Genomic DNA, 12005 nt, shown 5'->3' with positions numbered 1-12005 from the left:
AGAGCAACGGACTCTTAATCCGTGGGTCCAGGGTTCGATCCCCTGACTGCCCATCACTTACTAATCAGCTTTCACGAAGGTCGGCTTCGTGGTTGCTGATTTTTTTATTGACTTTATTTTGAGACACCAATCTTTAATGGTAATTTTCAATATTAAAGATAATCATTAACGCCATACGAGAATTGGCCGACCCAACACGTTTCGCGAGCGCTCCCCCCCGAATTATTTTCTGGTTATAGCGGTCATGATTCCTTGGTTATGAAGGTAACGGGTGACCCCGGGCATCCCGATTTTGCATAAAAATAAAATATTTTCGAAAAAGGGTTGCGTTCCTCACGGGTCACATGATATGATAGTTGTCGTTGAAAAGATATGGGCAGTTAGCTCAGCTGGCAGAGCAACGGACTCTTAATCCGTGGGTCCAGGGTTCGATCCCCTGACTGCCCATCATTTAAAAAATCAGCTTTCACGAAGGAGCCCTTCGTGGTGGCTGATTTTTTGTTTATCCGGATGTTTAATTATCCAACCGCATGAACAAATATTCAAGAAAAAGGACGGCGAGGCCGCATGGCGGCTCGAGAACAGAATGGATATCCCTATCGCCTCTTGGCACTGGTGATTGGGTTGGTGTTGAACGCCTTGGGCAACGCCCTCTCAGTGTCGGCGAACTTCGGCAGCGGCATCTGGACGGCGGCCTGTGTCAACATTGCCAATTGGCTTCACGGCGACGTGGGCCTGATCCTCTTTATCGTTGGCGTCGGCAGCGCGACCCTGAACCTGTTGCTGATTCGGCACTGGGACGGGTGGCGCTGGCTCGGCGAGGTCGTCTTCATCGCCAGCTTCAGCTACTTCATTGACCTGTTCGTCGCCCTCTTTAAACATTGGGGCGTGCCGGACCTGGCGACCCCCTGGCGCATCTTGTTGAGCATCCTGGGCGTCACCATCTTCGCCATCTCCATTTCCATCTACCAACGGGCCAATATCGTGATGCACCCCAACGATGACACGTCGAACATCCTGCGCTTCCGGTATCTGCACGGCCGCGCCACGCTGTCGCAATTCGTGGACTTCGTGCCCCCAATCATCATGCTGATCATCTGTGTGCTGGGGACCCACCGCCTGTACTCGGTCAACGTGGCCACCATCTACTCGATGCTCTTCAACGGCATCATCATCGCCTGGACCGACGAGCACATCTTACCCAGACTGCACCATAATTTCCGCGTCAAACATCATTCAGCCGCTTAAAACCAAGCCGTTGTTTTCCTATTATGGAAGCAACGGCTTTTTTGTTGGAATAGGAATTCAACCGGATTGAGGCAGCGCTCAAGACAGCGAAACAGCTTGGGTTCAGGAAAAATTTGTGCTAAAGTTGCTCACTAGGGAATAGGAGGAATGTTTCATGAACAAAATACTTATTTCAGTAACTGCTATCGGGGCAGCATTACTCGCATTGGGGGTCAGTCCGAGCGTCGCCCAGGCTAAAGCTAGCCAAACCATCAGCGCTAAACAGGCGAAGGCTATTCAGCAACGGCAAAAGAAGCTCGATCGGGCCTTTTCACAGGTCAACATAAATCGCGTGGCTTCCTTAGATGACCAGACCAGTCATTTTGTATTGACTGGTCAAACGGACGAAGTTGCGGCTAAACTGCCCCATCTCTACAAGACCACCAAGGCCTTCAAGATCATGAATGAATTTAATAAAGAACAAGGCAGAAATCTCCTGATTTTAATCAGGAAGATAACTGCCAATTAATTATTATTGTGAATCGTGACGCTTTTGATTGGCAATGTAATTCTGCACGGTTTCCCGACACATGTTGCCTAGCGTGCTCATATAGTAACTATGCGACCACAAATGACCACCCCAGAACTCTTGGGCCTTGATTTCAGGGTGCTTTTCAAAGAACATTCGTGCCGATCCGCCCTTGAAAGCCTTGACGATATTGGTTGGTGCATATTTAGGTTTGAAACTGATCAGCAAATGAATATGGTCTGGCATGATCTCTATTTGTTCGATAGTCACTTCATTGAGCATGGCAATTCGTTCTAAGATGTTTTGCATATCATCGGTTAACGCTGGTGTCGTGAAGACCGGATGGCGATACTTAGTCACCCAGATTAGGTGAAAGTGAAAATTATAAACATAATTTCGTTCATAAATCGTACCATCCAAGCAGGGTTTTTCTTTACTCATACGTCTCCTCCTATAACATTATTTATACGGCCTTTTAGCAGATTATTCACTGCTCACGTGCTACTATTATAGCAGATAAGAGGTGAGTTAGTATGCGGCAAACGATGGCCCAACTACCATATCACTATGGCGTTAAATTACGGATCTTTCCGTCGGCTGAACAGAAACGACTCATCAAATGCAACAGCGATGCGAGTCGCTTTATCTACAACGAAATGAATGGCATGAATCGGGAACTCTACCGATTAAAACAAGTAAAAATCCCGATTGCACTGGTCCAGCAACGGATTCAAACCTTGAAACAACGATTAAAGCACCCAGCTACAGGAATTTCTAATCTCCATGGGTGGCTGAATGATCATGAACTTGATAGCCTAATGAAAGCCAATGCCATTAAGAACTATCACAATGCTTGGAAACTTTTCCATAAAGTGCATCATGCTGGAACGCCTGCTTTTCATAAAAGACGAACCGAGCAGACCTATCAAACTGACTGCTTATACGCTAGGAAAGTCCAAACGCCTAACATGTTGACGGGAAGTGTCCGGTTACTAGATCAGCGGCATATTCAAATCCCTAAGCTTGGCCACTTACGTTTCAAGGGATTCCCCGATAAACTATTGCAAAATGCTCAAGTAATCAGAATCGGTACCGTGACACTCTCAATGGATGCCACGGGGCGTTACTATGTCTCACTTCAACTAGCTTCAGAGCAGCCTTTTGTGATCACTCCCAAGCAAGCCACGCACGGGAAAATCGGGATTGACTTAAATCTTGATAACTTTTTGACGGATTCGATGGGCAATGTGGTGGCCAATCCACGGTACTATCGTTCAATGAGAGGCAAACTGGCAAAGGCTCAACGCAAATTATCTCGACGAGCCACCCGTGCCAAGAAAGAGCACCGCCTCCTTAGAAAATCGGCCAATTATCAGCGTCAGCGGTTAGTCGTAGCCAATTTACATCGCAAGGTCGCCAACCAACGACATAACTTTCTCCAATTTCTTTCAACGACACTCATCAAGAACCACGATTTGGTCGTTGCTGAAGAGCTGCGGAGCAAGAATATGTTACGCAACCACGCCTTAGCGATGAGTATCTCGGATGTTGGCTGGCGGACCTTTTTAGGTATGTTAGCGTATAAGGCTGATCTTTACGATCGAAAATTTATCACCGTCAACCCACGTAACACCACGCAGACTTGCAGTCAGTGCCAGTTCGTCATGGGAACTGACGAGACTCACAAGCTTACCTTAAAAGATCGGGATTGGACTTGTCCACGGTGTCAGACTCACCATATTCGCGACTGGAACGCCGCTAAAAATATTCTAGCTAAAGGCTTAGCGAGCGCCTAACTCGTTCGTCCGTCTGGCAACCTGCGGACGTTAAAGGCTTTGGTAATTAGCACGTAAGTCCTGTTTACAGGCAATCGCTGTATCTAAGCAAATTGTGGTCGTTGCATCGTTGGGTGCAATTCTCACAAGCTCCCGTCTTTAGTTGGGAATGGTTGACGCGCGCTCACGCTAGCATCACTTTCTACTTGAAGAAACCACTGACCGGTGTCAAAACCACCAAGGTTCGTCAGGGTAAAACTTACTTATACCGTGCTAAATTAACGATTGGGCACGTTTTCTTGGATTACGATTACAGTGATCCTGTGGGGTATGCTTTGACCATCAACGATAACGGCAAGGGACGCTTCGGTTTCGATATGAGTGACCTGGGGAACCCTTACGCGACGCAGATCGATCAAACCAATGGTTACTGGGCTTACGGCTATACGTCCGCTCAAGTGGCACAATCCAAGGCTTTCGTTGAGGGGCTTTACAAGTAAACGACTAAAAGTCGAAAAAGGGGCTGTGACATAACTAGCCTCTGTATACGAGAATAGGACGAGAAACCGATTTGGGGTTTCCCGTCCTATTCTTTTACCCTTGACGTTAGCCACCACGGTGACTGACAAACCGTTGCTTTCCTATTTATGGAAGCAACGGTTTTCTTTCGCCCAAAAACGTCCCCGTAGCTCATCAGCTACGGGGACGTTTTCAGAGGTTGGGTGGCGCCGCGCCAGTCTCGCGACGCCAGGAACTTTTTCGTAACTTAATGATCCCCTAATCAGCTGACTTTCGCACCCTACTTCCAGTAAGCGTACTTGTATTGTGCGTCGCTGGTCATACTGTAGGTCAGACCGCCAATCTCCTTGGAGACCAGGTGGGCCTTGGCTTGTTGATACAGGGGCACCAGCCCGGCCTGCTGGGTCACGTAGGTGTCCGCGGTCTTCATCAGGTCCCACCGCTGTTGCGTGGTGTGGTGACTGGTATCGTCGATTTCCTTCATCAGCGCCGTGTAGTGGGCGTTTTGCCACTTGGTGAAGTTAACGGAGCTGGTCCCATCGGCCATCTGCAGGAAGTCGGCCGGGTCCCGCCAGTCGGTCTGCCAGCCATCCAGGTCGATGTCGTAATCCATTTCCGCGCCCTTATTGATCTGTTGGGCCAGCGGCAACGACTTGATGGTCAGCGTCAGGCCTGGCAGGTACTTTTGGGCCTGTTGTTGCAGGTATTGGGCCACGTGCTTCTGCTCGTCGGTGTCGGCCGTTAAGAGCCCCAACTCGACCTTCTTGATGCCCAATTCTTTCTTGGCTTGGTTCCACAATTTCGTGGCCTTTTGCGGATTGTAACTTAAGAGGTTCCCCACATCTTCGGAGAAGTCCTTCCCGGTGGTCGGGTCATCGCCATCCCCGTAAGGGATCAGGCTCTTGGCCGGCTTCGAGCCGTCCTGCAAGACGTTTTCGGTGACCTGCTTGCGGTTGACGATGTAGGAGAACGCCTGCCGAACCTTGGTGTTGTGGGTAACCTTCCGTTGGTCGTTGAATTCCAGGAACCGCATCGAACTGTTCAGCGTGGTGGTCAGCTCGGCATTGTTGGCGTTTTGCTTGACGTACTGGCCGGACAGGAAGGTCTCCTGGACCTTGCCGGACTTGAAGAGGTTCGCCGCGGTGCCGGGGTCCTTGACCACCTGCACGTTGACCTGCTTGATCTTCACGTTCTTGGCGTTCCAGTAGTGCGGGTTCTTGACGTAGTGCCAGCTGTCACTGTTACCGCTCCAGCCGACCAGCTTGTAGGCCCCCTCGGCGCTCATCTTGCTGGCGGACGTCCCGTAGCTGCTGCCGTACTTCTTGAAGAGGTCGGTCTTGATCGGGTAGCCAAACGTCGCCAAGATGTCCGGTAACCACGGTTGCGGCTTGGACAGCGTCAGCTGCAGCGTCTTCTGGTTCACGGCCTTGACCCCTAAGGCACTCGGTGACTTCTTGCCGCTCTGCACGGCGTCGTAGTTCTTGAGGTACTTCATCTTGTTGGCGACCTGCGACTTCGACTTGGGGTTGACCTGCCATTGAAACGAGGTCACGAAGTCCTGCGCGGTCACCGGATCACCGTTTTGCCACTTTGCGTTCTGCTTGATCTTGAAGGTATACACGGTCCCGTTATGCGTCGGCTTGACCACCTTTTCGGCGACCCCGGCGACAACCTTCCCCTTGCTATTCAGCGTATACAGGCCTTCTTCGACCTGTGACACCAGGCTGGAACTGTTGACGTCCCCCATAATGGCCGGGTTGGCCGTGGCGGGGTTGCCCACCAGCGTGACGTTTAAGGCTTGGTCGGTACTCTTGGCCTGGGAGGTCCCACAGCCGGCTAAACTGGCGAGGACCAGTAGGCCCAGACCACATCCAATTAATTTTTTCATTCTGATTCGCTCCTCACTGATGACGACGTGGCCCGGTCCCCTCATACAGAAAAAAGCACCCGTCCCCGTCAGCTGTCTCTGCAGCTGACAAGGGCGAATGCTTCGCGGTACCACCTTGATTTATCTCTTCACGTGTCTCTCGACACTCGTGCGGTAATGGGCACGGCCCAGCCGCGGCTACTGGATTCACCACGACGACGTCAAGACCCGTTTCTCCCCGGTTCGCGGTTTCGGCTTGCAGCTACCCGAACTTGCTGGACGGCTTCCCCGGAGATACTCTTCTTGGCTTGGTCTGTTCTTGCAATTGCCATTTAATTTATCATCATTCATTTTAGCTGTCAATGCTTTTATAAATATTCATTTTTATGCATGGCAATGCTGTCTGAGCCCACAAAAAAGGCCAACCCGCCGTTGCCGTAAGGTTGACCCGCTTTCACCAGTGGTGCGTTTTGCCCCTGAAAACTGGTGCTGATTAATCATTATACAAAACTAATGTGACCGATGTTGTGGTTGCTGAAAGGTGGTCGTTTCCCGACTGACCGTTTTCCCCGCTTGGCTGGTCGTGGTCTGGGTCTTCATCTCGACGTGACCCTTCTTGCCATCCTGACTATCGAGTTGGACCGCGGTCTGGCCGGAGGTCGGTTGGACCACCGAATCCGTCACGGTCGAACGGGTCTGCGTGGTCTGGAGGCCAAATAGGCACAGCCCAACGACCAGACCCACCAGCAAGCCACCGACTTCCCGGATAATCTTTTTCATGTGCTTCTTCCCCTTACTACTTCCGATCTAGTTGACCCTATTATACACCACACTCCGTTATTATATCATTTATAAAGGGTCACCGACTCGCGATTCTTGGTCACCACGACCAGATTGACCCCCAGCATGACCAGAATGGCCAGCGCAGCGGTCACGAACAACGAGGTGTACGAGGCGAAGTCGATGACCAGCCCCCCGAATAACGGACCAAACGCCCGCCCGACCGAGGCCCAGGCGTTGGACATCCCCTGGTACTTGCCCTTAATGGCGGCGGGCGTCAGCTGGTTGACGATGGCGGGAATCGCGGGCAACGCCGTGGCCTCCCCCATGGTCAGGATCACCATGGCGATCACGAAGTGCAGGTAGTCCTTGGCGAAGATCAGCGTCACGAAGGACAGCGCGATAAAGGCGATCCCGGCGTAGACCTGGATGTAGAGGTTGTGAAAGTAGTGGGCTAAGCGGCCCAGAATCATCTGGAAGACCACGATCAGGCCGGCGTTTAACGTCCAGAGCATACTGTAGTCGCGCATCGGGATTCCCATGCCGGTCATGTAGACGGACAGGTTCGAACTCCACTGTTCGTACATGATCCAGACGATGACCAGCGTCAGGAAGAAGCTGCTCATGATGCGCCCGTTATGGCGGGGCACCGTCGCGGTCTGCTCGTGCTTGGCCGCCACCTTGCGATGGACCACGGCCGGCGCGTTGTAGCGCAGGAGCACCACCGCGAGGAGCAGGACGAAGAGACTGGCGGCGATGACGAACAGCAGGGTGACGCTGATGCTGTAGACGAAGCCGACCAGCGCGGTCCCCAGGACGATCCCCAGGTTCTGCGCGAAGTACAGCATGTTGTAGATGTACCGGCCGTCGCGGCTGTGAATCGTGGTCCCCAGCGAGTTGACCATGGTCAGCGTCCAGCCGGACCCGAAGCCCAGAAAGATCAGGGAGATGGGAAAGGCCGGCCAGCCGTGATGAAAGATCAGCGACACCAGGGTCGCTAACGACAGGCAGACGCCCCCAATGGACAAATAATACGGGTTCGCGCGGTCAAATAACCGCCCGCCCAGGATGCTGCCCACCACGTTCGCTAAGGAATAAAAGAGCAAAATCACCCCGACTAAGGTCAACGAGATGCCCAGTCGGTTATGCAGATAAATCGTGGTGAGCGGCCAAATGAAACTCATGCCGATACTACTGAAGAGCGAGCCCAACAGTAGCCAGCGCAAACGTAGCTCACGCATGCTAGAACCCCTTTCTTGCCAGCCACCCGCAAGTGGCCGTTTAATAAAACGCTAATGTTTCTCATTCTACCACGCCGCCGGGGGGCGCCACTACCTCGGGAACGCTTTAATTGATTTATCGGCGGGTCTTTTCTAAACTAGTCCCCAAGGAGGGATTTACCGATGACCACACTCTTCATTAACGGCAGCTCACGCACCGCCGGCAACACCGTTGCACTGGGGGAACGGCTCTTGACCGATATCCCCCATCAAACGATCCACCTGATCGACCAACACCTGAACTTCGACTGCGACTACCGGGACACCGGCCATCCCCAGGCTGACCCCAGTGACGACTACCAGCAGCTGATGGCCCGCTTTGCGACGGCCGACGACATCGTCCTGGGGACCCCGGTCTACTGGTACAACATGACGGGCCAGCTCAAGACCTTCGTCGACCGCTGGTTCGATAGCTTCACCACCGGCTTTCCCTTTGCCGGCAAGCGCCTCTACTTAGTGGTCGTCGGCGCCGACGACCCCCAGCACAAGGCCCTGGGCATCGGCCAATCGCTGCAGGATTCCTGCGACTGGCTGAAAATGACCTACATGGGCGCCACCATCGTGACCGCCGACGGTCCCCACGACGTCGCGCAAATGGCCCAGCTGCCCGCGGACTTCACCGCCTTGCGCGAGCGCCTGTTAGCGGCGACCGCCGTTGTTTCACGTGAAACAAAATCCAATTAACCGAGGTTTTTCCAATGACCCTTACCATCCGTCCCTATACGCAAGCCGACTGGCCCGCCATCATGGCCATCCATGACGCGGCCCGGCCGGTCGAGCTCCGCTATGCCCACCTCGACGACGCCTTCGTGCCCCTGAAAATCGCGGCCGAACGCGAGGACCTTTTCGACGACACCCTGTTGGTCGCCGAGGACCCGCGCCAGGTCGTGGGTTTCGTGGCCTTCACCGCCGATGAGCTGGGCTGGCTCTACGTGGCGCCGACCCAGTTCAACCGGGGCATCGGCAGTGCACTGGTCACGGCCGCCCTCGAAGCGGCCCCGACCATCACCGACGTCGAGGTCTTGAGCGGCAACCAACCGGCGCGCCACCTGTACGAGCGTCACGGCTTCCAGCTGGCGCAGACCGTTTCCGGCCACATGCCGGGCAACGAACAGTTCGCCGTGACCGTTGACCAACTGAGCCGACCGGCCGGGTAATGCCACTCTGGTCGTTGATGGCCGCTCCGCGTCGGCGAGCAAGATGCCCGACGTGGGCACGATTCTGAAGCTCCGCAAAGATTGCGGATCTCCAGAACTCGGCCTTGATGTAAGCTGGCCTAAAACCAGCCAGCCAACATCAATTTCACGACGGGCATCAAGTCGCCTCTGCTCCGCTGAAAATCGGCTAAAAGCGGCTACCTCGTGTTACTTGCTCTGATGGCGAGTGCCCCTTCTTTAGAGACCTGATAAGTCAATGCGCGGGTCCAACGTTCCACTAATAACTAGCAAGTAACTAATAAGCTCATCACCTCATAAATTATCTGATAAACCCAAAAGGGACAGTTGACCATAATAGTTGGTCGACTGTCCCTTTTGCTACTTAACGATTGAGATTATGAAAAGTCGGTTACGACTAACGCCTGGTTGCTGAACCACGTACCAGTACGTGGTTGTCTGGCACATGATTAGCGTAGCACAGGCGACTTGATTGCTGTGGTGAAATTGATGTTACCGGGTGTTCTTTGCCCGGTTACATCAAGGCCGAGCTCCAGAGACCCGTGCACTTCGGGGCTTTGGAGTCGTGCCCACCTCAGCAATCTTGCTCGCCGACGCGAAGCGGCCACCAACGACCACTTGATTCCCTACTCCTTGAACTGAATCTTCACGTAGTCCCGGTAGAGCGGCAGGCGGTCCATCAGCTCCTGATGGGTCCCCTGGCCGCTGACCCGGCCGTGGTCAATGAAGTAGATGTTGTCAGCGTCCACGATGGTGCTCAGCCGGTGGGCAATGATCAGCGTCGTCCGGCCCTTCATCAGCTGCCCCAGTGCCTGTTGGACCATCGCCTCGGATTCCGAATCCAGGCTGGCCGTGGCCTCGTCTAGCATCAGGATCTGCGGATCACGCAGGAAGGCCCGGGCGATGGCTAGCCGTTGGCGTTGCCCGCCGCTGACCTTCACCCCGCGCTCCCCGACCTCGGTATCCAGACCGTCCGGCATCTCCTGGACGAACTGGTCAGCGTAGGCCAGGTGCAGGCCGCGCCACAGCTCCTCGTCGGTAAAGGTCTTCTCGAAGCCGTAGGTCAGGTTGTGCCGGATGGTCCCGGCCATGATGGCCGAATCCTGACTGACGTAGCCGATTTGCGACCGCCAGTCCTGCAGACGCACCTCATCGACGTTTTGCCCGCCAATCGTGACCTGCCCCTTCGTCGGGTGGTAGTAGCGTTCCAGCAGGCTGAAAATGGTCGATTTCCCCCCACCGGACGGCCCAGCAAAGGCGACCACCGTGTTGGGTTGTGCCGTGATTGACACGTCATGCAGGATGGGCTGACCGTCGTCGTAGGCGAAGTCCACGTGACGCATCGCCAGCGGTTGGTCGGCGATCGATTGGGCCGCCCCGCTGGTCAGCGATTCTTCGGGCTCGTCCAGCAGTTCGCGGACCCGTTCGGTCGACCCGTTGGCCTTGGAAAGGTCGGTGAAGAAGCGCGCCAGCATCCCCGCGGGGCCCACGATCTGGACCAGGTACATCAGAAATGAGACCAGCGTGCCCATGGTCATGGTCCCGTCGGCCACCCGCGCGGCGGCGTAGACTAGGACCCCGACGAACAGCGCCAGCATGCTGGCGGTCATCACGGGACTGGCGATGGAGTCGTAGAGCGCCTCCTTGAGGCCGATGCGGTAGAGCCGGTGAATCTGGCCAAACCCGCTGGTCGTCTCGTAGTCCTCGGCGTTGGAGGACTTGACCAGCCGAATCTCGCTCAGCGTCTCGTCGGTGCTCCCGGTAAAGGTCGCCAGCGCGTCCTGCCGTTGCCGGCCGATCTTGCTGGACTGCCGCATAATTGGCAGCATCACCAACATCACCAGCGGCACGGCCACGACCATCGCCGTGGTCAGCCGCCAGTCCATCAGGGCCATGATGACGAAGGCCCCGACTAGCTGGAGCAGCGAGGTGACCATCTGGGGAAAGGAATTGGCTAACAAATCCTTGATCTGCGTGGAATCGTTGACCAGCCGCGACGTCATCTCGCCGGTCTTCACATTGTCGAAGTAGCTGACCCGCAACCGGACCAGCTTTTGCCATAACGTCTGTCGTAGGTTCGCGACCACGTTTTCCCCGAAGATCCCCAGCAGCATCCCCGAGGTCGCGCTGATGACGGCGCTCAGAACGAAGAGCCCGATCAGTCCGACCAGTAACGGCCGGTTGACGCCGTGGCTAAACTGGTTGATCAGCGTCTGGGCGAACTTGGGCACGATCAGTTGTGCCCCGGTCGCAATCAGACCCAAGGCCAGCCCGACCCAGAGTTGCCAGTACCGCGGGTGCGTCCGCCGAATCAACTGCAGAAACCCCCGAAAATCAAACTTCCCCCGGCCGGCGGGTCGCCGGTCCATGGCGGATCCATGTTCACGATGCATTCGTCTCACCCCATCTTGTTCAAAGTTAGTTGTTGACTTGACCCGGTCAATGTGACGAAAATCATCTTAACACGTTAGTTAGTCTAATACAAATAAACTAACTAACTTTTTTAAAAAAAGAGTGGGACAAAAGGCAGCTGGCTCCGCCTGACGCCGTTCATGCTCGCCAGCTAACCGCCATTTGGCGCACGCTCGTTTAGGATTTTTAGGCAAAAGAAAAACCATCGCTCGGGGAAAGCGATGGTCATCGGAGTAGGGGTAACGTCATCGAAATGACGTTAACTAATTTTTTCATTATTCCAGGGGAGGAGGAGTACATGAAAAAAGATTGTTAATCTTTGGTAGAGGCTAACCAATTGGTTAACTTCTATGCTGTTTATATTAGCCGCAAAATATGACGAAAGTGTGAACATTCTCGCATATCCGTATGAATTTTCCCCAATCACACTCTTTTAGCGGC

General features: G+C 54.1%; 11 protein-coding genes and 2 tRNA genes (1 of these 13 running past the window's edge). 8 read left to right on the top strand and 5 right to left on the bottom strand.

The genetic code is table 11. From position 1 onward, the window contains the following. The 4 genes from FD37_RS13030 to FD37_RS04190 all read left to right on the top strand — a co-directional run. A tRNA-Lys gene (locus FD37_RS13030) sits at positions 1 to 53 on the top strand (it extends 53 nt beyond the left edge of the window). 321 nt (positions 54 to 374) lie between these two features. Beyond that, a tRNA-Lys gene (locus tag FD37_RS04200) sits at positions 375 to 447 on the top strand. Between the two features lie 120 nt (positions 448 to 567). Continuing rightward, positions 568 to 1248, top strand: coding sequence for a YczE/YyaS/YitT family protein (locus FD37_RS04195; protein WP_476738449.1), 681 nt, complete (start codon positions 568 to 570; stop codon positions 1246 to 1248). 154 nt (positions 1249 to 1402) lie between these two features. After that, the gene (locus tag FD37_RS04190; RefSeq protein ID WP_056963673.1) at positions 1403 to 1756 is read left to right on the top strand and encodes a hypothetical protein; all 354 of its coding nucleotides are present in this window, start codon (positions 1403 to 1405) and stop codon (positions 1754 to 1756) included. 3 nt (positions 1757 to 1759) lie between these two features. Here FD37_RS04190 and tnpA read toward each other — a convergent pair whose 3' ends face one another. Further along, a complete protein-coding gene (gene tnpA, locus FD37_RS04185; protein WP_056963671.1) occupies positions 1760 to 2197 on the bottom strand; it encodes an IS200/IS605 family transposase in 438 nt (145 codons plus the stop codon). Between the two features lie 92 nt (positions 2198 to 2289). On the opposite strand from tnpA, the gene FD37_RS04180 reads away from it, so the two are divergent. Both FD37_RS04180 and FD37_RS12770 read left to right on the top strand, forming a co-directional pair. Then, positions 2290 to 3552, top strand: coding sequence for an RNA-guided endonuclease InsQ/TnpB family protein (locus tag FD37_RS04180; protein WP_056963669.1), 1263 nt, complete (start codon positions 2290 to 2292; stop codon positions 3550 to 3552). A 278-nt stretch (positions 3553 to 3830) separates the two neighbouring features. Then, complete coding sequence (locus FD37_RS12770) at positions 3831 to 4031, top strand: hypothetical protein (protein WP_156652724.1); 201 nt, start codon at positions 3831 to 3833, stop codon at positions 4029 to 4031. Positions 4032 to 4330: 299 nt separating this feature from the next. Here the strand turns inward: FD37_RS12770 and FD37_RS04170 are convergent, their stop codons facing one another. From FD37_RS04170 to FD37_RS04160, 3 genes are all read right to left on the bottom strand, one after another. After that, on the bottom strand, positions 4331 to 5938 hold the full coding sequence (locus FD37_RS04170; protein ID WP_045807721.1) for a peptide ABC transporter substrate-binding protein: 1608 nt from the start codon (positions 5936 to 5938) through the stop codon (positions 4331 to 4333). Positions 5939 to 6427: 489 nt separating this feature from the next. After that, positions 6428 to 6697, bottom strand: coding sequence for a hypothetical protein (locus FD37_RS04165; RefSeq protein ID WP_045807722.1), 270 nt, complete (start codon positions 6695 to 6697; stop codon positions 6428 to 6430). A 65-nt stretch (positions 6698 to 6762) separates the two neighbouring features. Then, positions 6763 to 7938: an MDR family MFS transporter gene (locus FD37_RS04160; protein ID WP_056963665.1), complete on the bottom strand. Its 1176-nt coding sequence runs from the start codon at positions 7936 to 7938 to the stop codon at positions 6763 to 6765. 162 nt (positions 7939 to 8100) lie between these two features. Between FD37_RS04160 and FD37_RS04155 the strand changes: the two genes are divergently transcribed. Together FD37_RS04155 and FD37_RS04150 are read left to right on the top strand one after the other, a co-directional pair. Continuing rightward, positions 8101 to 8661: a flavodoxin family protein gene (locus tag FD37_RS04155; protein WP_056963664.1), complete on the top strand. Its 561-nt coding sequence runs from the start codon at positions 8101 to 8103 to the stop codon at positions 8659 to 8661. 14 nt (positions 8662 to 8675) lie between these two features. Next, entirely contained in the window at positions 8676 to 9134 is a 459-nt protein-coding gene (locus tag FD37_RS04150) for a GNAT family N-acetyltransferase (RefSeq protein ID WP_056963662.1), read from the top strand. Positions 9135 to 9778: 644 nt separating this feature from the next. On the opposite strand, the gene FD37_RS04145 is transcribed toward FD37_RS04150, so the two are convergent. Next, a complete protein-coding gene (locus FD37_RS04145) occupies positions 9779 to 11545 on the bottom strand; it encodes an ABC transporter ATP-binding protein (RefSeq protein ID WP_275453060.1) in 1767 nt (588 codons plus the stop codon). Positions 11546 to 12005 lie beyond the last annotated feature (460 nt).

The organism is Levilactobacillus spicheri DSM 15429, assembly GCF_001435095.1.
GTDB classification, from domain to species: Bacteria; Bacillota; Bacilli; order Lactobacillales; family Lactobacillaceae; genus Levilactobacillus; species Levilactobacillus spicheri.
The sequence above is the reverse complement of the archived record's forward strand: the minus strand, read 5'-3'. Positions and strand labels throughout refer to the sequence as shown.